Raw genomic sequence first — 22750 nt, forward strand, 5'->3', positions numbered from 1 at the left:
GGAAAGGGAGCCGATCTTCAAGCTTTTCAAAACTTGAGTTCGACTCGGTTTTTCAGGTCGATGTATAGCGTAAGACACCTCGGTCAGTCCCCTCGTCCCTCTGGGGAGAGGGTTAGGGTGAGGAGTGGATCTAACACCCACCCAACATTTCAAACCATTACCCTAACCGTAACAATCCACCACTCTGCTTGATTGATGCCGCCCACCCAACCCTCCTAAGGTGACTCCCACGACAGCGAACCCGTGGAGTGGTCATGACAACAACAATATCCCCCGACTCGCGATGGACGCGGCGGCGCAGCGAAAAGCAGCGGCGTCTCGAGCTTGTGCGAGGTCTGGCCGACGGTGTGGTGCTGCCCACCGACAACATCGTTGCAGCGCTGGAGGCCTTGATCCTGCCCGGCGACCGCGTGGTGCTGGAAGGCAATAACCAGAAGCAGGCGGATTTCCTCTCCCGTTCCCTGGCCAAGGCCGATCCCGCCAAGCTGCATGACTTGCACATGATTATGCCCAGCGTCGGCCGCTCCGAGCACCTGGACCTGTTTGAGCGCGGCATCGCCCGCAAGCTCGACTTCTCCTTCGCCGGCACCCAGAGCCTGCGCATCAGCCAGCTACTGGAAGATGGCCTGCTGGAAATCGGCGCGATCCACACCTACATCGAGCTCTATGCGCGGCTGGTGGTCGACTTGATTCCCAACGTCGTGCTCTCGGCCGGTTTCATGGCCGACCGCGCCGGCAACATCTACACCGGCCCCAGCACCGAAGACACCCCCGCATTGATCGAACCGGCCGCGTTCAGCGACGGCATCGTCATCGTCCAGGTCAACCAACTGGTGGACGATGTCAGCGACCTGCCGCGCGTCGACATCCCCGCGTCTTGGGTCGATTTCGTGGTGGTGGCCGACAAGCCGTTCTACATCGAGCCGCTGTTCACCCGCGACCCACGGCACATCAAGCCTGTGCATGTGCTGATGGCGATGATGGCGATCCGTGGGATCTACGAAAAACACAACGTCCAGTCCCTGAACCACGGCATCGGTTTCAACACCGCCGCCATTGAATTGATCCTGCCGACCTACGGCGAATCCCTTGGCTTGAAGGGCAAGATCTGCCGCAACTGGACGCTCAATCCGCACCCGACCTTGATCCCTGCGATCGAAAGCGGCTGGGTCGAAAGCGTGCATTGCTTCGGCACTGAACTGGGGATGGAAAACTACATCGCCGCTCGGCCCGACGTGTTCTTCACCGGACGTGACGGTTCCCTGCGTTCCAACCGGATGTTCTGCCAACTGGCCGGGCAATACGCGGTGGACCTGTTCATCGGCGCAACCCTGCAAGTCGATGGCGACGGTCATTCTTCCACCGTGACCCGCGGGCGCCTCGCCGGTTTCGGCGGCGCACCGAACATGGGCCACGACCCGCGCGGTCGCCGTCATAGCACGCCGGCCTGGCTCGACATGCGCCATGACGACGCGCCCGAAGCCTTGCTCGAACGCGGTAAAAAACTCGTGGTGCAAATGGTCGAGACGTTCCAGGAGGGCGGCAAACCAACCTTCGTCGAAACCCTCGATGCGATAGAGGTGGCGAAAAAAAGCGGCATGCCGCTGGCACCGATCATGGTCTACGGCGACGACGTCACCCACCTGTTGACCGAAGAAGGCATCGCCTATTTGTACAAGGCCCGCTCGCTTGAAGAACGCCAGGCGATGATCGCCGCCGTCGCCGGAGTGACCGCCATCGGCCTGCGCCACAACCCGAAAGACACCGCGCGCATGCGCCGCGAAGGCCTGATCGCCTTGCCCGAAGACCTCGGCATCCGCCGCACCGACGCCACCCGCGAATTGCTCGCGGCCAAAAGCGTGGCCGATCTGGTCGAGTGGTCCGGTGGCCTCTACAACCCGCCCGCCAAGTTCAGGAGTTGGTAATGCACGCATTCAACCTGCAACCGAAAACACTCTCCCTGGCTGAACAGCTGGCGGACCTGGCGGTGGACGCGCTGATCGACGAAGCGGACCTGTCGCCGAAACCGGCGTTGGTCGACCGTCGTGGCAATGGCGCTCACACCGATTTGCACCTGGGGCTGATGCACGCCTCGGCGCTGTCCTTGTGGCCGGCATTCAAGGAAATGGCGGAAGCGGCCATTGAGTGTGGCGAAGTCGGCGTGCCGCTGCGTGAAGCCGTTGGCCGGATCGGTCGGGAAGGGGAGCAAGCGATGCTCGCCACGACGGGCGGCGTGAACACCCATCGTGGGGCGATCTGGGCCTTGGGCCTTTTGGTCACGGCCTGCGCGCTTGAGCCTGAATCCGGTGCCGCCGGCTCGATGGCTTTGCGTGCTGCACGCCTCGCGTTACTCGATGACCGTTACGCACCACGGCCACTCAGCCATGGCGCTCAAGTCGCCCAACGCTACGGCGCTCACGGTGCCCGTGAAGAAGCCCAGCTCGGCTTTCCTTCGGTGCTGCACCGCGCACTGCCACAACTCAAACGCAGTCGCGCCTTGGGCCATGGCGAGCAGAACGCCCGGCTCGATGCCTTGCTCGCGATCATGACGAACCTGGCCGACACCTGCGTGCTCTACCGCGCCGGCGAACACGGCCTGCACACCATGCAGCTTGGTGCCCAAGCGGTGCTCGATGCGGGCGGCAGTGCCAGCCTCGCCGGTCGCCGCCGCCTGCACGAATTGGACGAACAATTAATCGCATTGAATGCGTCGCCCGGCGGTGCAGCGGATTTGCTCGCCGCCTGCCTGTTTATCGACCGCATCGAGTCGGGAGCTTTCTGATGGAAACCTTATCCTTTGAATTCCCCGCCGGGCAGCCGCCACGGGGCCGCACGCTGGTGGGCTGTGTCGGCTCGGGCGATCTGGAAGTGCTGATCGAACCGGGTCAGGCCGGCAAATTGACGATCAAGGTGCAGACCTCGGTCAATGGCGCGGAGCAACGCTGGCAGCACCTGTTTGCACGGATGTTCGACGGTCAGACACCGCCCGCCATGGCTATTGATATCCATGATTTCGGCGCGACACCGGGCGTGGTGCGCTTGCGTCTGGAACAAGGCTTCGAGGAGATCGGTCATGACTGACAGTACAGAACTCCTTCACAAGCACAGCTTCGTCGAACTCGGCGCCCGGCAACGGGCGAAAGCCTTGCTCGACGCCGGCACCTTCCGTGAATTGCTCGACCCGTTTCAACGCGTCATGTCGCCGTGGCTGTCGCGCCAGGGCGTAGTGCCGCAAGCCGATGACGGCGTGGTGATCGCCAAGGGCAGCATCGGTGGATTGCCGGTGGTCATCGCCGCCATCGAAGGCGCGTTTCAGGGCGGCAGCCTCGGCGAAGTCGGCGGGGCGAAAATGGCCGGTGCACTGGAATTGGCCGCCGAAGATAACCGCAACGGCATTCCAACCCGCGCCGTGCTGCTGCTGGAAACCGGCGGCGTGCGCTTGCAGGAAGCCAACCTCGGGCTGGCGGCGATTGCCGATATTCATGCGGCGATTGTCGATCTGCGCCAATACCAGCCGGTGGTGGGTGTCGTTGCCGGCAGCGTCGGCTGCTTTGGCGGCATGTCGATTGCCGCCGGGTTGTGCAGCTATTTGCTGGTGACTCAGGAAGCGCGGCTTGGTTTGAATGGTCCGCAAGTGATCGAGCAGGAGGCGGGGCTTGAGGAATATGACTCCCGCGACCGTCCTTTCATCTGGAGCCTGACCGGTGGCGAGCAGCGTTTCGCCAGTGGTTTGGTGGACCGTTATGTCGCCGACGACGTGGCGCAGATTCAGCAGCAGGTCGGTGAGTTGCTCAAGCAAGGTTTGCCGGAACAACAACGCAGCCGTCAGGCCGACCTGTTCCTGCAACGGCTGGCTCGTCTGGACGCTACGCCGCAAATCGATCCGGCAACGGTTCGCGATCTGTATCAAGGAGAGCGCTCATGAGTTCGTATTCCCTGAGAGGTTTGAACTGGTTCAACGCCTTGAGTGCAGGTGCGAAACCGGTTGATGGTTTGCCCTCTTCTTTGAAGGTGGCCGACGGTGTGTTGGGTGATCAGCCTGTTCGCTTTATCGCGGTGGTGGCTGATCCCGATAACCGCTTCGTCCGTGCGCGCAATGGCGAGGTCGGTCTGCTGGAAGGTTGGGGCCTGGCGAAGGCGGTGGATGATGTCATCGCCGCAGACACGGATAAACCGCACAAACGCGCCTTGGTCGCCATCGTCGATGTGCCGAGCCAGGCTTACGGTCGGCGCGAAGAAGCGCTCGGCATTCATCAGGCCCTGGCCGGGGCGGCGGACAGTTATGCCCGCGCCCGGTTGGCCGGCCATGCGGTGATCGGTTTGTTGGTGGGCAAGGCGATGTCCGGGGCGTTTCTGGCCCATGGGTATCAGGCCAATCGCTTGATTGCCTTGCGTGATCCGGGCGTCATGGTGCATGCGATGGGCAAGGCTTCAGCGGCGCGGGTGACCTTGCGCAGTGTCGAGGAGCTCGAAGCCCTGGCTGCAAGCGTTCCGCCGATGGCGTATGACATCGATAGCTATGCGAGCCTGGGATTGCTTTGGGAAACCTTGTCGGTGGAGCAGATCGAGCAGCCGACAACGGCGGATCTGGCGCGGGTGACTGAATGCCTGAACCTTGCCATTGACGATGTTGCCACCAGCGGACGTGACCTGAGCAGCCGCTTGGGCGCGACCAACCGTTCGGCATCAAGCACCGTTCGCGAACTGCTGAGAGCGCAGTGGTGAATACGATTCTGGCCCACGACCTGCTCTGGGGCATGACGCCAGAGCAGCTGCCGGTCGACGCACCTGCGTGGGTGGTCGAGTCGATCCGCGCGGGTCAGCCGGTGGTGGTTCGGCGTGCTTTGAGCGCGCCGGATTGCATCGCGGTCGGGGTGCGTGGGCGGTTGCGTGAGCAGCGCTTTGCAACGGTGATGTTGATCGATGCGATTGCTCACCGCGTCAAACCGGAAGACCTTTGTCATGTCTTGATTGACCGGGATTTGCCGGCAGTGCACGCCCTCAATGATTTGCGGCCGATGCTCGATGCTTGCGGTTGGGTGTGGGGCGTCAGCGGCAGCGCCGGGTTTGAATTGGCCAGCGGTATTCAGGCGTTGCACGAGGGCAGTGATCTCGACTTGATCCTGCGCACCCCGCAACCAATGGATCGATTGAAGGCGCAGGCGCTGGTGAAAATGCTGGACGCTGCCGCATGTCAGGTGGACATGCAGTTGCAGACGCCTTTCGGCGCCGTCGCCCTGCGGGAATGGGCCGGTGCTGCCCGTCGGGTATTGCTGAAAAACGCCCGTGAGGCCAGCCTGGTGATTGATCCTTGGGAGCAAGCAGCGTGAGCAGTTTGCTGGTGTTCCCCGGCCAGGGCGCGCAGCAGCCGGGCATGCTCCACCGTTTGCCTCTCGAAACGGTGACCGAGGCCAGTGAAGTGCTCGGCGAAGATGCTTTGCTGCTGGATTCCGCCGAGGCGTTGAAGTCGACAAGGGCTGTTCAGCTTTGCTTGTTGATCGCCGGTGTCGCGTCGTCGCGCCAGTTAGCCATGGCGCCGGATTACGTCGCGGGCTTATCCATCGGCGCTTATCCAGCGGCAGTGGTGGCGGGCGCGCTGAGCTTCAGCGATGCGCTGCATCTGGTCAGCCTGCGCGGCGAGCTGATGCAGCAGGCTTATCCACAGGGCTACGGCATGACCGCGATCATCGGTCTGGATCTGGCGGCGGTGGAAGGGTTGCTGGCGCAGGTTCACAGCGTCGATACGCCGGTTTATCTGGCCAATATCAATGCTGATAACCAGGTGGTCATTGCCGGCAGCGATGTGGCAATGAAAGCCGTCGCCGGGTTGGCGAAAGTTCGCGGTGCCGGTCTGGCAAAACGGTTGGCTGTCAGCGTGCCGTCGCACTGTCCTTTATTGGACGTCCCCGGTCAAACCCTGGCCAAAGCCTTCGCCAGCGTGCAACTGAAAACACCGACATTGGGTTACCTGAGCGGCAGCCGCGCCCGGCCGATCATCAATATTGAAGCCTTGCGCGACGACCTCGCTTTCAACATGTGCCGCGTGGTGGATTGGCGCGGCACCGTGCAAAGCGCTTACGAGCGCGGCGTGCGTCTACAGATCGAACTGCCACCCGGTGCGGTGCTGACCGGGCTGGCGCGCCGGGTGTTCGAGCAGGGCACCGTGATTGCCTTCGACGGTGCTCGCCTTGATACCTTGCAGGCGCTGTTGCGTGAGGAGGGAAGCCGCCAACCCTAGACACCGACTCAGGCCTTCGAACAACAAAAACAACATTCGACGATGCACTTTGAGGATAACAACAATGATTATTTACGGTGTGGCGCTCCTCGCGATCTGTACGCTGGCAGGGGTGATCATGGGCGATGCGCTTGGCGTGTTATTGGGCGTCAAATCCAACGTGGGCGGGGTCGGGATCGCGATGATCCTGTTGATCTGCGCGCGGCTGTGGATGCAAAGACATGGCGGCATGACCAAGGATTGCGAGATGGGCGTCGGCTTCTGGGGCGCGATGTACATTCCGGTGGTGGTCGCGATGGCCGCGCAACAGAACGTCGTGACTGCGTTGCACGGCGGCCCGGTGGCGGTGCTGGCGGCGATTGGTTCGGTGGTGATCTGCGGTTGCACGATTGCGCTGATCAGCCGCACTCACAAAGGTGAACCCTTGCCCGATGAGCCCGAGGAAATCACCCCGGTCGGCACGCCAGTAGGAGGTCGCTGATATGTGGGATCTCATCGAGAAAGGCCTGGAACATAACGGCTTGGTCACAGCGTTCGCATTTGTCGGCGTGATCATGTGGGTGTCGGTGGTGTTGTCCAAACGCCTGACGTTCGGGCGGATTCACGGTTCGGCGATTGCCATTGTCATCGGGCTGGTGCTGGCCTGGGTCGGCGGCACCATGACCGGCGGGCAAAAAGGCCTGGCGGACCTGACGCTGTTCTCCGGCATTGGTTTGATGGGCGGTGCGATGTTGCGTGACTTCGCCATCGTCGCCACCGCGTTCGAAGTGCAGGCCACCGAAGCGAAGAAGGCCGGGTTGATTGGCGTGATTGCGCTGCTGCTGGGCACGATCCTGCCGTTCATTGTCGGCGCGAGCATGGCCTGGGCGTTCGGGTATCGCGATGCGATCAGCATGACCACCATCGGCGCGGGTGCGGTGACGTACATCGTCGGGCCGGTGACCGGCGCGGCGATTGGTGCGAGTTCGGACGTGGTGGCGTTGTCGATTGCCACCGGGTTGATCAAGGCGATTTTCGTGATGGTCGGCACGCCGATGGCGGCGCGCTGGATGGGGCTGGATAACCCGCGCTCGGCGATGGTGTTTGGCGGGTTGGCGGGCACGGTGAGTGGTGTGACGGCCGGGCTGGCGGCAACGGATCGGCGGTTAGTGCCGTATGGCGCGTTGACCGCGACGTTCCATACCGGGCTTGGGTGCTTGTTGGGGCCTTCGTTGTTGTACTTCATTGTTCGCGGGATTGTGGGGTAGGACTCGAAAACCACCCCTCACCCTAACCCTCTCCCCAGAGGGTAGAGGGGACTGACTGAGTTGTTCTTGGAGCTACATCGACCTGAAGTATCGAGTCGAACTCAGGTCTTGAAAGGCCCCCAATCTGCTCCCTTTCTCCCTCTCCCCTCTGGGGAGAGGGCTGGGGTGAGGGGTGGTTCTTAGTCACACCGCAGCATTCCGATTGGCATACATCCGACACTCCGCCAGCAACGCCAACAAATTCGGATCGCGCTCCTTGGCCTTTAGAAACACCACGCCGATGTGCTGCTGCAACCTATACCGTTCCTGTAACGGGATCAGCCTCACCCGGTTCTCATACACCGCCGCAATCCGCCCCGGCAGCAGCGCATAACCCACCCCCGAGCTGACCATGCTCAGCAGGGTGAAGATGTCGTTGACCTGCATCGCCACTTTCGGCTCGAACCCCGCTTGCTTGAACACCCGATTGCCGTCCTGGTGCGTGGCAAAGCCCTGGGTCAGGGTGATGAAGGTTTCGTCGCGCACTTCGGCCAGGTCAACTTCCGCCCGTTGGGCGAACTTCGAATCCGCCGGCGTGGCGAGGAAGATGTCATCGGAAAACAGCGGAATCTGCTCGCAGTCCGGGTCGTTGACGCTGTCGTCCAGGGACACCAGGATTGCGTCGACTTCCATGTTCTTGAGCTTGTACAGCAGGTCGAAATTCGAGCCGAGGATCAGGTCGATGTTCAGCTCGCTGCGGCGGATCTTCAGGCCCATGATCAGCTGCGGCACGGTCTTCACCGTCAGCGAATACAACGAGCCGAGCTTGAAGCGTTCAGCCGAGAAACCGGCCGCTTCGCGGGTCAGGCGCACGGTTTCGACCACGTCGTGAATCAGCTTCTGTGCGCGCTCTTCCAACACATAAGCGCTTTCCAGCGGTGTCAGGTTTCGGCCTTCGTGTTTGAACAGCGGGCAGCGCAAGGCGCTTTCCAGCGAGTGAATGGCGCGGTGCACGCTGACGTTGCTGGTCTGCAACTCGGCAGCCGCTCGGGCCAGGTTGCCGGTGCGCATGAAGGCGAGGAACACCTCGAGTTTTTTCAGGGTCAATTCTTCGTCGATCAGCATGGCGCGGACTCTTATTCGAATGGCTCGATTGTGCACGTATGAGGGGATTTTTGATCTGAAACATTGCGCTTTTAAGCTCAAGGCCTGAGCCTTGCGCAATGTTGTAACGAATGTTGAGGTGAGCAACACATGTATCACGGGGAACGATTGAACGCCTGGACGCATTTGGTCGGGGCGGTGGCGGCGACGGTCGGGGTGGTGTGGATGCTGGTGATTGCCAGCATGGACGGCAGCCCGTGGAAGATTGTCAGCGTGGCGATTTACGGGTTTACCTTGATGGTGCTTTACAGCGCCTCGACCGTTTACCACAGCGTGCGCGGGCGCAAGAAAGCGATCATGCAGAAGGTCGATCACTTTTCGATCTACCTGCTGATTGCCGGTAGCTACACACCGTTTTGCCTGGTGACCTTGCGCGGGCCGTGGGGCTGGACGTTGTTCGGAATTGTCTGGGGATTGGCGCTGATCGGTATCCTGCAAGAGATCAAGCCGCGTTCGGAAGCGCGGATTCTGTCGATCGTGATCTACGCGGTGATGGGCTGGATCGTGCTGGTGGCGGTCAAGCCGTTGCTCGCGGCGTTGGGCAGCACGGGTTTTGCCTGGCTGGCGTCGGGCGGCGTGTTGTACACCGTGGGCATTGTCTTTTTTGCGCTGGACAGTCGTTTGCGCCATGCCCACGGGATCTGGCATCTGTTCGTGATTGCGGGGAGTGTGCTGCACTTCGTGGCGATCACGTTTTACGTCCTTTGAACCGTGTCGCGGCCATCGCCGGCAAGCCGGCTCCCACAGGTTACGTGTGGCACACAAAATTCATGTTCAACACTGAACCCTGTGGGAGCTGGCTTGCCAGCGATGGGGCCTTAGAAGTCACCCCACAATTGCTGGGCAACCGCAAGCGCAACCACTGGCGCAGTCTCGGTGCGCAACACCCGAGGACCGAGGCGGGCAGCATGAAATCCGCGAGCCTTGGCCTGCTCGACTTCAGCGTCGGACAACCCGCCTTCCGGGCCGATCAAAAACGCCAGCGTCGCCGGCTTCGCATGACTTACCAACGGCTTAGCCACCGGATGCAGCACCAGTTTCAATTCAGCCTCGGTCTGCTTCAACCAGTCCGCCAACAATAGCGGCGGATGAATTACCGGCACCCGCGAACGCCCGCATTGCTCGCACGCGCTGATCGCCACCTGGCGCCAATGCATCAGGCGTTTGTCGGCGCGTTCGTCCTTCAGGCGGACTTCACAGCGGTCACTGAAGATCGGGGTGATTTCGGTGACGCCCAGTTCGGTGGCTTTCTGAATCGCCCAATCCATCCGCTCGCCTCGGGACAAGCCCTGGCCGAGGTGGATCTGCAAGGGCGACTCGATTTGCCCGGCGAAGCTTTCATCAATCTGCACGACGACGCGCTTCTTGCCGACCTCCACCAGCGTGGCGCGAAACTCCTGTCCCGAGCCGTCGAACAACTGCAGCGCATCACCCTCGGCCATGCGCAGCACACGGCTGATGTAATGGGCCTGGGCCTCGGGCAATTCGTGTTCGCCGGTGCTCAAGGGGGCGTCGATAAAGAAGCGGGACAGTCTCATCTTGGATCTCTGTAAAAGTCGAATATAGCCGCGTGCTCAATCAGCTTTTGTGGCGAGGGAGCAAGCTCCCTCGCCACAGGGTTTTCGGTGACTCAGCCCGGATCGCGGAAGCCGGGATGGAAGTCTTTCGGCACCGACACGCTGATGCCTTCACGGGTCGCGATGTCGATGCCTTCACTGGCCACTTCTGCCAGAAAATCGATCTGCTCCGGTGTAATCACATACGGCGGCAGGAAATACACCACGCTGCCCAAGGGTCGAAGTAAAGCACCGCGCTCCAGCGCGTGCTGGAACACCTTCAAGCCGCGACGCTCCTGCCACGGATAGGCTTCCTTGGTCGCTTTGTCCTTGACCATCTCGATGGCCAGCACCATGCCGGTCTGGCGCACTTCCGAAACGTTCGGGTGATCGACCAAATGCGCGGTGGACGTCGCCATGCGCTGGGCCAGAGCCTTGTTGTTCTCGATGACGTTGTCTTCTTCGAAGATGTCCAGCGTCGCCAAAGCCGCCGCGCACGCCAGCGGATTGCCGGTGTAGCTGTGCGAATGCAGGAAGGCGCGCAGGGTCGGGTAGTCGTCGTAGAACGCGCTGTAGACGTCCTCGGTGGTCACGCACGCCGCCAACGGCAGATAACCGCCAGTCAGGGCCTTGGACAGGCAGAGGAAGTCCGGTCGGATGCCGGCCTGTTCACAGGCGAACATCGTGCCGGTGCGGCCGAAGCCGACGGCGATTTCGTCGTGGATCAGGTGCACGCCATAGCGGTCGCAGGCTTCGCGCAACAGTTTGAGGTACACCGGGTGGTACATGCGCATGCCGCCGGCGCCCTGAATCAGTGGCTCGACGATCACTGCCGCGACGGTGTCGTGGTTCTCGGCCAGCGTCTGTTCCATGGCCGCGAACATGTTCCGCGAGTGTTCTTCCCAGCTCATGCCCTCTGGGCGCAGGTAGCAATCGGGGCTCGGCACCTTGATGGTGTCCAGCAGCAACGCCTTGTAGGTTTCGGTGAACAGCGGCACGTCGCCCACCGACATCGCCGCCATCGTTTCGCCGTGGTAGCTGTTGGTCAGGGTGACGAAGCGCTTCTTGTTCGGCTGGCCGCGGTTGAGCCAGTAGTGAAAGCTCATTTTCAGCGCGACTTCGATGCAGGACGAACCGTTATCGGCGTAGAAGCACCGGGTCAGGCCTTCCGGCGTCATCTTCACCAGGCGCTCCGACAGCTCGATCACCGGCTGATGGCTGAAACCCGCCAGAATCACGTGCTCCAGTTGATCGACCTGGTCCTTGATGCGCTGGTTGATGCGCGGGTTGGCGTGGCCAAACACGTTGACCCACCAGGAGCTGACGGCGTCGAGGTAGCGTTTGCCTTCGAAGTCTTCCAGCCACACGCCTTCACCGCGCTTGATCGGGATCAGCGGCAGCTGTTCGTGGTCTTTCATCTGGGTGCAGGGATGCCACAACACCGCGAGATCGCGTTGCATCCACTGATTATTCAGGCCCATGTTCAGTCTCCTCGAGGCGGCTCGCTGGTTTCGCGGGCAAACAATCGCGCAAGCCTATGCAATGCATCGCACGGGGACAACCCATTGTGTCGATTGAGCTACTTTGTATAGGTCGATAGACGTTGCTGGCGGCCTTTTGATGGCTGACGTATTCTTCGCGGTTCTTTGAGCCGACAGGCTCGCAAAACCGCTATTTTCTCGTGTATTTCCGGAGTTCGCTGAATGTCTGCTGGTTGGCTGCGCGCCTGTGCGCTGGTGATGTTGGGGCTGTTCAGCGTGTCTGCGCTGGCCAAGGATAAAACAGCGATCGTGATCGGCGGCGGGCTCTCGGGCCTGACGGCAGCTTACGAACTGCAGAACAAAGGCTGGCAGGTGACCCTGCTGGAAGCCAAGCCGAGCCTGGGCGGTCGCTCCGGCATGGCCACCAGCGAGTGGATCGGCAACGACAAGACCCAACCGGTGCTGAACAAATACGTATCGACCTTCAAGCTGAGCACCACGCCAGCCCCTGAATTCGTGCGGACCCCGAGCTACCTGATCGATGGCGTGTATTACACCGCCGCCGACCTGGCCACCAAAGAGCCGGCCACCGCCGAAGCACTCAAGCGCTACGAAAAGACCGTGGATGATCTGGCGCGTTCGATCGAAGATCCGCAGAACCCGGCGGCCAACAACACGCTGCACGCTCTGGATCAGATCAACGTCTCCAACTGGCTCGACCGTCTGACCTTGCCAGCCACGGCGCGTCAGTTGGTGAACCAGCAGATTCGTACCCGTTATGACGAACCTTCGCGTCTGTCGCTGCTGTACTTCGCACAGCAGAGCCGTGTTTACCGTGGCGTTTCCGACCGTGACCTGCGTGCCTCGCGCCTGCTCGGCGGCAGCCCGGTACTGGCCCAGGCCTTCGTCAAACAGCTGAAAACCATCAAGACCAGTTCCCCGGTCTCGTCCATCACCCAGGACAAGGACGGCGTGACCGTCAAAGTCGGCAGCGTCGGCTATCAGGCTGACTACGTGGTGGTGGCCGTGCCGTTGCGCGCCCTGAACAAGATTCAGATGATCCCGGCGCTGGATGCCCAGCACCTGGGCGCGATCAAGGGCACCAACTACGGCTGGCGTGACCAGATCCTGCTGAAGTTCAAGACGCCAGTGTGGGAAAGCAAGGCGCGCATGTCCGGCGAGATCTACAGCAACACTGGCCTGGGCATGTTGTGGGTAGAGCCGGCGCTGAAGGGTGGCGCCAACGTGGTGATCAACCTGTCCGGCGACAACGCACGCGTCATGCAGGCGTTCGGCGACAAGCAGATGGTCGACCAGGTGCTGATTCGTCTGCACGCGTTTTATCCACAAGCGCGCGGTTCGTTCACCGGTTATGAAATCCGCCGCTACAGCACCGACCCGTCAATGGGCGGCGCTTACCTGGCCTTCGGTCCGGGCCAGATCAGCAAATACTGGCGCCTGTGGGAACGTCCGCTGCAGCGCGTAGCGTTCGCTGGCGAACACACCGACACCTTGTACCCGGGCACGCTGGAAGGCGCATTGCGCACCGGTCAGCGCGCGGCCAGTCAGGTTGAAGACCTGGCGGCGGGCAAGTCGTTTGAGCCTGCGAAGGTTGTTCCGGCGGCGACTGCTGTAGCGGCGGGTGCAGTGGCGGCGAAGAAAGGTAACTTCTTCACCAACCTGTTTGGTGGTTCGTCCGATGACGAGAAGAAGCCGGAACCGGTCAAGGCGCCAGAACCAGCAGCTCCGGTAGCACCGGTTCCTGCTCCAGCGCCAACTCCGGCCCCCGCACCGGTTGAAGCGCCGAAGCCCGCGACCCCGGTGAAAGCCGAGCCGGCCAAGAAAGCCCCGGTGAAAAAGCCTGCTGCCAAGACCGAAGCCAAAAAAGCGCCGGCCAAAGCCCCAGCGAAGAAAGCTGAAACGGCGAAAAAAGCAGCGGCCAAACCCGCTGCGACCCCGGCAACGGAAACCAAAGCGCAGTAAGCTTTTGGCACTCAAAGAAACGCGGCAGAAATGCCGCGTTTTTTTATGCCTGAAAGAAACGCATCACAAGAATCGAATAAACCTTGTGGCGCAGGTGTTCCTTGGTTGGACTTCATCTTTTCTCACACATTGGTCTTTAATCTTTCCTTAACGACTCTATTTCAGACTCTTGATCGTATTTCTCGATATTTCAAAGCGAAATTTTCCGCTTTAATTCGATAGATAACTCGATAGTCTTGGTCGCAGTTCTCACAGGATTTGGGCAATGCAGCTACGTAACTCTTCTTCGCGCTACGGTTGGGTCAGCATCTTCATGCACTGGGGCGTGGCGCTGGCAGTCTTCGGTTTGTTCGCGTTGGGCTTGTGGATGGTCGGTCTCGACTACTACAGCACCTGGCGCAAAGACGCGCCGGAATTGCACAAGAGCATTGGCCTGGTGTTGTTGGCTGTCATGGTCCTGCGGGTGTTGTGGCGCTTTATCAGCCCGCCACCCCCGACACTGGAAACGTATAGCCGCATGACGCGTCTCGGCGCCAAGTTCGGTCATTCGTTTCTGTACTTCGGTCTGTTTGCTGTGATGATTGCCGGATACCTGATTTCCACCGCAGACGGTGTCGGGATTTCGGTGTTTGGCCTGTTTGAAGTTCCTGCACTGGTTTCCGGACTACCGGACCAGGCAGACACCGCCGGTGTGATTCATCTGTATCTCGCGTGGGTGCTGGTAATTTTTTCCGGTCTCCATGCGTTGGCAGCATTGAAGCACCACTTTATCGATCGTGATGCGACCCTCACTCGTATGCTGGGCCGCAAAGCCTGAAGTTCAACCTCGACTCCAAAGGAATAGAAAGCATGTTGAAAAAAACACTCGCTGCTCTGGCAATCGGTTCGGCTCTGCTGTCCGCCAACGTGATGGCGGCTGACTACGTTGTCGACAAAGAAGGCCAGCACGCCTTCGTTGACTTCAAGATCAGCCACTTGGGCTACAGCTACATCACCGGTACCTTCAAGGACATCGACGGCAAGTTCAGCTTCGACGCTGCCAAGCCTGAAGACAGCAAGATCGAGTTCAACGTGAACACCGCCAGCGTGTTTACCAACAACGCCGAGCGCGACAAGCACATCTCCAGCAAAGACTTCCTGGACGGGTCTAAAGCCAAGTTCGTCTCCATCAGCGTCAAATCCACCGGCAAGAACGCCGCTGGCAAAGACACTGCTGACGTGACTGGCGACCTGACTATCCTGGGCGTGACCAAACCAGTGGTGGTCAAGGCTACCTTCCTGGGCGAAGGCAAGGATCCATGGGGCGGCTACCGTGCCGGCTTCGAAGGCACCACCAGCATCAAGCGTTCCGATTTCGGCAAACAGAAAGACCTGGGCCCATCGTCCGATGCGGTCGATCTGTACGTGACGTTTGAAGGTGTGAAAGCGAAGTAATTTTCGCCGCCTGAACAAAAACGCCCCCGGCCTTATGGTCGGGGGCGTTTTTTATTGCCTGGCAAAACCTTTACAGGCGATGCCAATCCTTGTGGGAGCGGGCTTGCCCGCGATAGCGGTGGGTCAGGCAACATGGATGTTTGCTGAACTGACGCCATCGCGGGCAAGTCCGCTCCCACAGGATTTTTGTCAGGAAAAAAAAATGCCCCGGTTCTTGCGAACCGGGGCATTTTTCATGGCAGCGATAACTCAGCGATTGCGGGTCAGCAACGCTGGCTTCTCACCGCGCGGACGGCCTGGCAGTTGATCAAGTTGCTCTGGAGTCGGGAAGCGATCGGTTTTCGACTCCTTGTGAATGATCTTCGGTGCCGGGCCGCGCGGGTTTTGCACGGCCGGTTCCGAGCGCGGCTGGTCGTCGGTGCGAGCCGGGCGACGATTGCGCGACTCTTCGCGGCGGGCCTGGCCGTCACGTGGAGCGCCGTTGCGTGGACCGCTGCGCTTGGCCGGTGGCGTGCCGGTGGTGGCGCCGTCGCTGCTGCGCGGACCGCTTTGGCGACCCTGAGGCTTGCCGCCGGTGCGTGGAGCACCTGCGCCGGCTGCCGCGCCTGGTGCCGGAGCACCCGGACGGCGGCCACGGCCCTGAGCCGGTTTGGCTTGAGGCACGTAGTCAACGCGGTTACCGAAGTTATCCACATCGTCGTCCAGGAACTCATCCGGAGCACGATCAGCGGCAGCACGAGGGGCCGGACGCTGTTGCTCGCGAGCCGGAGTGCCTTCGCGTGGCTTGTGTTCGCGGGCCGGGCGATCGCCACGACCAGTGGCAGGCGCTTTTTCCTTGCCGCCCTTGTCCTTGCCCTTGTCTTTACGACCGCCGCCACCGCCGGTGCCGTTCGGGCCGTCGCCGCGCGGGCCACGTGGGTTGCGCGGGTTACGCACATCTGGACGCTCGCGCACTTCAGGCTTCTCGGCTTCTACTGCGCTGGAGTCGAAGCCCATCAGGTTGCCGTCGGCAATCTTCTGCTTGGTCATGCGCTCAATGCTTTTCAGCAGCTTTTCTTCGTCTGGGGCAACCAGAGAGATTGCCTCACCCGAACGACCGGCGCGGCCGGTACGGCCGATACGGTGAACGTAATCTTCGTCGACGTTCGGCAGTTCGAAGTTGACCACGTGTGGCAACTGGTCGATGTCGAGGCCGCGAGCGGCGATGTCGGTGGCGACCAGAATGCGCACTTCACCGGCCTTGAAGTCTGCCAGGGCTTTGGTGCGGGCGTTCTGGCTCTTGTTGCCGTGGATCGCGACGGCGCTGAGGCCGTGTTTGTCCAGGTACTCGGCCAGACGGTTGGCGCCGTGCTTGGTGCGGGTGAACACCAGGACCTGTTCCCAGGCGCCAGCGGTGATCAGGTGCGCCAGCAGCGAACGCTTGTGGTTGGCTGGCAGGCGGAAGACGCGTTGCTCGATGCGCTCGACCGTGGTGTTCGGTGGCGTGACTTCGATGCGTTCCGGGTTGTGCAGCAGCTTGCCGGCAAGGTCGGTGATGTCTTTGGAGAACGTCGCCGAGAACAGCAGGTTCTGGCGTTTGCTCGGCAGACGAGCCAGGACCTTCTTCACGTCATGGACAAAGCCCATGTCGAGCATGCGGTCGGCTTCGTCCAGTACGAGGATTTCCACGTGGGACAAATCGACGCTGCCTTGGCCAGCGAGGTCGAGCAGGCGGCCAGGGCAGGCCACCAGCACGTCAACACCACGGGACATGGCCTGAACCTGCGGGTTCATGCCGACACCGCCGAAGATGCAGGCGCTGACGAACTTCAGGTCACGGGCATAGACCTTGAAGCTCTCGTGTACTTGAGCCGCGAGTTCGCGGGTAGGGGTCAGGACCAATACGCGTGGTTGGCGCGGGCCGTGACGCTGGGATTTGTCCGGGTGACCGTTGGGGAACAACCGCTCCAGAATCGGAAGGGCGAAGCCGCCGGTTTTACCAGTACCTGTCTGAGCCGCAACCATCAGGTCGCGACCTTGCAACACGGCGGGAATAGCCCGCTGTTGCACCGGAGTAGGCTCGGTATAGCCCGCTGCCTCGATGGCGCGGACTAAAGCCTCGGAGAGACCGAGGGAAGCAAAGGACATGAGTAATCCTGTTTTAGTTAGGGCTTGGCCCAATGGGAGTCTTGCCTGGCGCGAATGGCGTTTAAGAGGAACGCAATCCCGTCCGGTCCTGCTGGGCCTCGAAGGCTCGTCTGGAGCGCTCGCGCGGGCTGAAAAGCTGCGCTGTAGCGGATCGAGATGCCTTGAACAAGTCCGAGCGTCCGGGCGTGAGCCTGGCGGGAAGGCCGGAGTATAACAGAGCAATCACTGCGCGCCGCTTTCCTGCTGCTCAACGGTTTTTACGGTGGAGGTGGCGGCGGCTTGCACCCCCGGGCCTGCGCCATAACGGGCGCTGAGCTCAGCGTAGGCGGGCTCGCGCTTGAAGCGCTTGAGCTCGGCACCAAAACGCTGCACCAGCAAATCCATGCCGGCGTTACGGCGTACTGCCAAAAACTGGCTCTGGTGGCTGATGACGGTTGGGTTTTCGGTGATCTTGTCGCGGATGCCCAATTCGTCGAGCAAGTGCTGCCCGACCCGGCGATCAGTGATCAGCAGGTCGATCCGCCCGCGCACCAGTTTGCCGAAGTTGGCTTCATGAGTCGGTGCCGGCTCCCGAGTGAACAGGGTCGATTCGCTGAAATCCTTGCTATAGAGATAGCCCGGCGAGGTGCCGACGGTCAGGCCTTTCAGGTCGTCCAGGGTGCGGAAGGGATGGGGGCGCTCGTTGGCGTAGAACATCACAAACTCGACTTCCGACAGCGGTTCGCTGGGGTAGAGCAAGGTGGCGTCGCGTTCATCGCTGTGAAAAATGTCCAGCGCGCCATCCGCCTGGCCCGTTTCAAGCATCGACAAGCAGCGTTTCCACGGCAGGAACTGCCAGTCCACTTCGATCCCCAGGCGCTTGAAGACAATCGCCGTGGTTTCGTAGTCCAGTCCCAGGGACTTGCCATTTTCTTCATACACGTAAGGCGCCCATGGCTCGGTGACAATGCGCAGTTTCTCGCCCCAAGCGGCGAAGCTCAGGCAAGTAAAAAGCGCAACGGTCAGCAGCTGGACAATGATCGGCATCGCCTGAGGTTAGTACGCTGAACGCCTAATGAGAAGCTCTGGCTTGCCTGTTTGGCGCGGTATATGAGCAGATTGGGTGCGACGTCTCTATTTGCTCGACGTATTGAGCAAGTGTTCGTGAATCGACTTATGCCGCCCGCCAAGGATTAGTTTAACCAGGCCGTTGTTGAACCAATCTTCAAGCAGGTGCTGACAAACAGGAGTGCCGAGGCGTTCCTGCTGATTCTGTAGCGCCTTGTCCCACCAGACCGGTCCGCAGGCTCTGTCGAACTCGTTGAGGTGTTCATAGCAGCCGTAGAGGATCTCGCGAATGAACTGGCGCAGATGCCTTGGCAGCATCAGGGTGATGACTTTGTAGAGCATTCGCTGGGAACGCGGTGGCCGCGGAAGCTGGGCCGACACGCGGCTGGTGTCGTCCAATGCTGCCTGACCGGTCGGTGCATCGGCATGTTTGTTAATCCAGGCCTGGACCTTGGCCCTGAACAATTGCTTGCGGCTCCAGTAGTGATGGATCAGGTCAGGGCACTTTCTGACGTTCAGCGTCCGGTAGGCTGCGACGGACAAACAGAACTCTTCAAGGGTGTATACCCCCCGTGCTGACGGAAACAATTCGTCGATCAGTGCAATCGAGCGATCAAGCACGTGTGCATCCTGCTGGTACAAGCCGATGACGCCGGAGTTGAGCAGCATCATTTGATCGTCAGCCAGGCCTCTTTCCAGGAGGGGCGCCGCGAGCGCACGGTAGAGCACGTTTTCTTTGTTGTTGCCGTAGTGGGTGTAGTAGTCATTACACAGCAGGGTGCCGGGTTGCATGCGTTCGAACAATTTGACCGGCGAGCAGTGGAAAAACGTGTCGGTGTCGATTAGCAGAGCCGTTTCGGATTCTTCAAGAACTGTACGCAACGCGACATGTTTGGCACGGAAGTGATAGCCGTGGGGTTCGTTCCAGCGTCGGCGGGTAGCCTCGTCGAGAGGGCGTACGCGGACCGGCAGATTTATATAGGGTTGCGGGTTGTCGCTGAACACCTGAATGTCGAGTGCGGCATCTGGCGTTTCACGCAGCCTGGCCAAGGCACTGGCAATGCTGAACACGGCTTCCTGGTGGTAGGTCTGGGAGCCGAAAACCAGATAGACGAGTTGAGGGCGTGGTGTCGAGGGCACGGTCGTCATTAAGTACACATTCCAAAAGTTCTTTTGAATGTACAAAGGCCCTCGCAAGAGGGCCCTTGTTTTGCTGCGTGGAAACGATCAGCGCGGTAGCTTGAGGTTGTTCCACACGGCCAGGCTCGGTTCAGCTTGGTTAAGAGTATAGAAATGCAAGCCCGGTGCGCCCCCTTGCAACAGGCGTTCGCACATCTCGGTGATGACTTGCTCACCAAAGCCTTGAATGCTCTGGGTGTCGTCGCCGTAGGCTTCCAGTTGCTTGCGGATCCAGCGCGGGATTTCCGCACCGCAAGCGTCGGAGAAACGCGCGAGCTTGCTGTAGTTGGTGATCGGCATGATCCCCGGCACGATCGGGATGTTCACGCCCATCGCCCGTACACGCTCGACGAAGTAGAAGTAGCTGTCGGCGTTGAAGAAGTACTGGGTGATCGCACTGTTGGCGCCAGCGTTGGCCTTGCGCACGAAGTTGTTCAGATCGTCTTCGAAATTGCGCGCTTGCGGATGCATCTCCGGGTAGGCAGCGACTTCGATGTGGAAATGATCGCCGGTTTCTTCACGAATGAATTGAACCAGGTCGTTGGCGTGGCGCAATTCGCCGCTGGCCATGCCCATACCCGAAGGCAGGTCACCGCGCAGGGCAACGATACGCTTGATACCGGCGGCCTTGTATTGAGTCAACAGGCCGCGCAGGTCGTCCTTGCTGTCGCCAACGCAAGACAGATGCGGTGCGGCCGGGACTTTCACTTCGCTTTCTAGCTGCAACACGGTGTTGAGCGTGCGATCACGGGTCGAACCGCCAGCGCCATAGGTGCAGGAGAAGAAATCGGGGTTGTACGTGGCCAGCTGACGGGCAGTGGCGAGTAGCTTTTCATGCCCAGCGTCGGTCTTCGTAGGGAAGAACTCGAAGCTGTAGCGACGGTCTTGGGACATGGTCATATCCTTTAAAACGCGTAAGCCTGTGGGGCCGGTTTGTCCGCAATCGCCAGCAAGCCGGCTCCTACAGGGTTTGCGTCGTACACGTTACTCACGTACGACCGCTCCCCTGTAGGAGCCGGCTTGCTGGCGATGCAGGCAACGCGGTGTATCAGAACACCGCTATTGCCGTCAGCGAATCAGTAGCGGTAAGCGTGCGGCTTGAACGGACCTTCGACAGTCACGCCGATGTAGTCGGCCTGGGTCTTGGTCAGTTGAGTCACGACGCCGCCGAAACCGCGGACCATTTCCAGGGCCACTTCTTCGTCGAGTTTCTTCGGCAGTACTTCAACGGTCAGGCGCTCGGCTTTCTGGGCTGGCGACAGGTCGGCGTACTTCTGGCCGAACAGGAAGATCTGCGCCAGCACCTGGTTGGCGAACGAACCGTCCATGATGCGGCTTGGGTGACCGGTAGCGTTACCCAGGTTAACCAGGCGGCCTTCAGCCAGCAGGATCAGGTAGTCGTCGTTCTGGGCATCGAATGCGCCAGGGCCGGTACGGTGGATCTTGTGAACCTGTGGCTTCACTTCTTCCCATGCCCAGTTCTTGCGCATGAAAGCGGTGTCGATTTCGTTGTCGAAGTGACCGATGTTGCAGACAACAGCGCGCTTCTTCAGGGCTTTGAGCATGTTTGCGTCGCAAACATTGACGTTACCGGTGGTGGTCACGATCAGGTCGATCTTGCCCAGCAGGGCTTTGTCGATGCTGGCTTCGGTGCCGTTGTTGATACCGTCGATGAACGGCGAAACCAGCTCGTAGCCGTCCATGCAGGCTTGCATGGCGCAGATCGGATCGACTTCGGAGACCTTGACGATCATGCCTTCCTGACGCAGGGACTGAGCGGAGCCCTTGCCCACGTCACCGTAACCGATGACCAGCGCTTGCTTGCCGGACAGCAGGTGGTCAGTACCACGCTTGATCGCATCGTTCAGGCTGTGACGGCAGCCGTACTTGTTGTCGTTCTTGCTCTTGGTTACCGAGTCGTTGACGTTGATGGCCGGGATTTTCAGCTCGCCCTTGGCCAGCATGTCCAGCAGGCGGTGAACGCCAGTGGTGGTTTCTTCGGTGACGCCGTGGACGCGGTCCAGGATCGCCGGGTATTTCTTGTGCAGCAGCTCGGTCAGGTCGCCGCCGTCGTCGAGGATCATGTTGGCATCCCAAGGCGCGCCATCTTTGAGGATGGTTTGCTCCAGGCACCACTCGTACTCTTCTTCGGTTTCGCCTTTCCAGGCATAAACCGCGATACCGGCAGCAGCGATAGCAGCAGCGGCCTGGTCTTGAGTCGAGAAAATGTTGCAGGACGACCAACGCACTTCGGCACCCAGGGCAACCAGGGTTTCAATCAGCACGGCAGTCTGAATGGTCATGTGGATGCAGCCGAGGATCTTGGCGCCTTTGAGTGGCTGCTCACCGGCGTATTTGCGGCGCAGACCCATCAGGGCAGGCATTTCGGATTCGGCGATGATGGTTTCGCGACGGCCCCAGGCAGCCAGGGACATGTCGGCGACTTTGTAATCGGTAAAATCTGCAGGCGTGATAACAGCGCTCATGATGAGCCTCCATTCGTAATGTATGCGAATGGGCGCCGTTGTGCGTTTAGTGTCCGGCCGATCATGGCCAGTCAACGCCCCATCCGAGCCTGACAGGTCGAGCCTGCTGCAGCGCCCCTCGGACAGGTGGCGGGAAAACGGTAGCAAGTGAACGTTACCGTTTTGAAACGGTGGCGATTATAGCGGGCTATTCTTATCTTCCAAAGCGTTTCTGTCAGTCAATGTCCGAACGGTAATCGAGACCATAGTCGATGCTCAATAGAGCTCTAGGCCGGGCTCTGCCATGATGCCCCCCATCATTCGGCAAGACGCTCAGGAGGGAATATGAATTTCCACACCCGCAAATGGGTAAAACCCGAAGACCTCAACCCCAACGGCACGCTGTTCGGCGGCAGCCTGTTGCGCTGGCTTGACGAAGAAGCGGCGATCTACGCCATCGTCCAGCTGGGCAATCAGCGAGTGGTCACCAAGTACATTTCCGAGATCAACTTCGTCAGCGCCTCGCGCCAGGGCGACATCATCGAACTGGGCATCACCGCCACCGAGTTCGGTCGTACCTCGATCACCCTGAAGTGCGAAGTCCGCAACAAGATCACCCGAAAAAGCATCCTGACGGTGGATAAGATTGTCTTCGTCAATCTGGGTGAAGACGGCTTGCCCGCGCCGCACGGGCAGACCGAGATCAAGTACGTCAAAGACCAGTTCAAGGACGACGGCATCCACGAATAAACGCGTCATCTGTGGCGAGGGAGCTTGCTCCCGTTCGGCTGCGTAGCAGTCGTAAATCCATCGATGTGGTTTGCCCCCCAAGAATTTCGTGGCAGGTTTT

Annotated in this window: 22 protein-coding genes and 1 riboswitch; of the genes, 14 read left to right on the forward strand and 8 right to left on the reverse strand. The window is 60.4% G+C overall.

The window, feature by feature from the left end:
- Positions 1 to 254 precede the first annotated feature (254 nt).
- The 9 genes from mdcA (at position 255) to madM (ending at position 7485) form a co-directional block, all read left to right on the forward strand.
- Positions 255 to 1925, forward strand: a complete 1671-nt coding sequence (mdcA, locus tag K0F88_RS10905; RefSeq protein ID WP_010466882.1) for a malonate decarboxylase subunit alpha — start codon at positions 255 to 257, stop codon at positions 1923 to 1925.
- Positions 1925 to 2782 carry a triphosphoribosyl-dephospho-CoA synthase gene (locus K0F88_RS10910; protein ID WP_219095068.1) on the forward strand — a complete coding sequence of 286 codons (858 nt, stop codon included), beginning with the start codon at positions 1925 to 1927 and terminating at the stop codon, positions 2780 to 2782. The genes mdcA and K0F88_RS10910 overlap by 1 nt, the downstream gene beginning before the upstream one ends.
- Complete coding sequence (locus tag K0F88_RS10915; RefSeq protein WP_008026217.1) at positions 2782 to 3081, forward strand: malonate decarboxylase subunit delta; 300 nt, start codon at positions 2782 to 2784, stop codon at positions 3079 to 3081. The genes K0F88_RS10910 and K0F88_RS10915 overlap by 1 nt, the downstream gene beginning before the upstream one ends.
- Positions 3074 to 3925, forward strand: a complete 852-nt coding sequence (locus tag K0F88_RS10920) for a biotin-independent malonate decarboxylase subunit beta (protein WP_219095069.1) — start codon at positions 3074 to 3076, stop codon at positions 3923 to 3925. Before K0F88_RS10915 ends, K0F88_RS10920 begins: the two co-directional genes overlap by 8 nt.
- Entirely contained in the window at positions 3922 to 4725 is an 804-nt protein-coding gene (gene mdcE / locus K0F88_RS10925; protein WP_094470205.1) for a biotin-independent malonate decarboxylase subunit gamma, read from the forward strand. Before K0F88_RS10920 ends, mdcE begins: the two co-directional genes overlap by 4 nt.
- Positions 4719 to 5330, forward strand: a complete 612-nt coding sequence (locus K0F88_RS10930; RefSeq protein ID WP_094470206.1) for a malonate decarboxylase holo-ACP synthase — start codon at positions 4719 to 4721, stop codon at positions 5328 to 5330. The genes mdcE and K0F88_RS10930 overlap by 7 nt, the downstream gene beginning before the upstream one ends.
- Positions 5327 to 6238, forward strand: coding sequence for a malonate decarboxylase subunit epsilon (mdcH, locus tag K0F88_RS10935; RefSeq protein ID WP_094470207.1), 912 nt, complete (start codon positions 5327 to 5329; stop codon positions 6236 to 6238). The genes K0F88_RS10930 and mdcH overlap by 4 nt, the downstream gene beginning before the upstream one ends.
- Positions 6239 to 6302: 64 nt before the next feature.
- The gene (madL, locus tag K0F88_RS10940; RefSeq protein ID WP_219095070.1) at positions 6303 to 6719 is read left to right on the forward strand and encodes a malonate transporter subunit MadL; all 417 of its coding nucleotides are present in this window, start codon (positions 6303 to 6305) and stop codon (positions 6717 to 6719) included.
- Position 6720: 1 nt separating this feature from the next.
- Positions 6721 to 7485, forward strand: a complete 765-nt coding sequence (gene madM, locus K0F88_RS10945) for a malonate transporter subunit MadM (protein ID WP_095127101.1) — start codon at positions 6721 to 6723, stop codon at positions 7483 to 7485.
- 183 nt (positions 7486 to 7668) lie between these two features.
- Here madM and K0F88_RS10950 read toward each other — a convergent pair whose 3' ends face one another.
- Positions 7669 to 8589 (reverse strand): LysR substrate-binding domain-containing protein, encoded by a 921-nt coding sequence (locus tag K0F88_RS10950; RefSeq protein ID WP_219095071.1) that lies wholly within the window; start codon positions 8587 to 8589, stop codon positions 7669 to 7671.
- A gap of 129 nt (positions 8590 to 8718) precedes the next feature.
- Here K0F88_RS10950 and K0F88_RS10955 point away from each other — a divergent pair, with 129 nt between their 5' ends.
- Positions 8719 to 9336 carry a hemolysin III family protein gene (locus tag K0F88_RS10955; RefSeq protein WP_219095072.1) on the forward strand — a complete coding sequence of 206 codons (618 nt, stop codon included), beginning with the start codon at positions 8719 to 8721 and terminating at the stop codon, positions 9334 to 9336.
- Between the two features lie 110 nt (positions 9337 to 9446).
- Here K0F88_RS10955 and K0F88_RS10960 read toward each other — a convergent pair whose 3' ends face one another.
- Positions 9447 to 10166, reverse strand: a complete 720-nt coding sequence (locus K0F88_RS10960; RefSeq protein WP_219095073.1) for a 16S rRNA (uracil(1498)-N(3))-methyltransferase — start codon at positions 10164 to 10166, stop codon at positions 9447 to 9449.
- Positions 10167 to 10258: 92 nt separating this feature from the next.
- Positions 10259 to 11665: an adenosylmethionine--8-amino-7-oxononanoate transaminase gene (locus tag K0F88_RS10965; RefSeq protein WP_219095074.1), complete on the reverse strand. Its 1407-nt coding sequence runs from the start codon at positions 11663 to 11665 to the stop codon at positions 10259 to 10261.
- A gap of 222 nt (positions 11666 to 11887) precedes the next feature.
- On the opposite strand from K0F88_RS10965, the gene K0F88_RS10970 reads away from it, so the two are divergent.
- From K0F88_RS10970 to K0F88_RS10980, 3 genes are all read left to right on the forward strand, one after another.
- Complete coding sequence (locus K0F88_RS10970) at positions 11888 to 13648, forward strand: flavin monoamine oxidase family protein (protein WP_094470216.1); 1761 nt, start codon at positions 11888 to 11890, stop codon at positions 13646 to 13648.
- Between the two features lie 265 nt (positions 13649 to 13913).
- Positions 13914 to 14465 (forward strand): cytochrome b, encoded by a 552-nt coding sequence (locus tag K0F88_RS10975; RefSeq protein WP_219095075.1) that lies wholly within the window; start codon positions 13914 to 13916, stop codon positions 14463 to 14465.
- 32 nt (positions 14466 to 14497) lie between these two features.
- Positions 14498 to 15082, forward strand: coding sequence for a YceI family protein (locus tag K0F88_RS10980; protein WP_219095076.1), 585 nt, complete (start codon positions 14498 to 14500; stop codon positions 15080 to 15082).
- 249 nt (positions 15083 to 15331) lie between these two features.
- Here K0F88_RS10980 and K0F88_RS10985 read toward each other — a convergent pair whose 3' ends face one another.
- The 5 genes from K0F88_RS10985 to ahcY form a co-directional block, all read right to left on the reverse strand.
- A complete protein-coding gene (locus K0F88_RS10985; RefSeq protein WP_219095077.1) occupies positions 15332 to 17209 on the reverse strand; it encodes a DEAD/DEAH box helicase in 1878 nt (625 codons plus the stop codon).
- A 222-nt stretch (positions 17210 to 17431) separates the two neighbouring features.
- A complete protein-coding gene (locus K0F88_RS10990; protein ID WP_219095078.1) occupies positions 17432 to 18235 on the reverse strand; it encodes an ABC transporter substrate-binding protein in 804 nt (267 codons plus the stop codon).
- Positions 18236 to 18322: 87 nt separating this feature from the next.
- Positions 18323 to 19405 carry a hypothetical protein gene (locus tag K0F88_RS10995; RefSeq protein WP_219095079.1) on the reverse strand — a complete coding sequence of 361 codons (1083 nt, stop codon included), beginning with the start codon at positions 19403 to 19405 and terminating at the stop codon, positions 18323 to 18325.
- 78 nt (positions 19406 to 19483) lie between these two features.
- Complete coding sequence (gene metF, locus K0F88_RS11000) at positions 19484 to 20329, reverse strand: methylenetetrahydrofolate reductase [NAD(P)H] (RefSeq protein ID WP_219095080.1); 846 nt, start codon at positions 20327 to 20329, stop codon at positions 19484 to 19486.
- Positions 20330 to 20511: 182 nt separating this feature from the next.
- Positions 20512 to 21921, reverse strand: a complete 1410-nt coding sequence (gene ahcY / locus K0F88_RS11005) for an adenosylhomocysteinase (protein WP_219095081.1) — start codon at positions 21919 to 21921, stop codon at positions 20512 to 20514.
- Between the two features lie 23 nt (positions 21922 to 21944).
- Positions 21945 to 22047, reverse strand: a riboswitch (S-adenosyl-L-homocysteine riboswitch).
- Positions 22048 to 22245: 198 nt separating this feature from the next.
- Between ahcY and K0F88_RS11010 the strand changes: the two genes are divergently transcribed.
- The gene (locus K0F88_RS11010) at positions 22246 to 22650 is read left to right on the forward strand and encodes a hotdog domain-containing protein (RefSeq protein ID WP_219095082.1); all 405 of its coding nucleotides are present in this window, start codon (positions 22246 to 22248) and stop codon (positions 22648 to 22650) included.
- Positions 22651 to 22750: the final 100 nt, after the last annotated feature.

This window comes from Pseudomonas sp. UMAB-40, from assembly GCF_900095275.1.
In the GTDB taxonomy this organism is placed as follows: domain Bacteria; phylum Pseudomonadota; class Gammaproteobacteria; order Pseudomonadales; family Pseudomonadaceae; genus Aquipseudomonas; species Aquipseudomonas mandelii_B.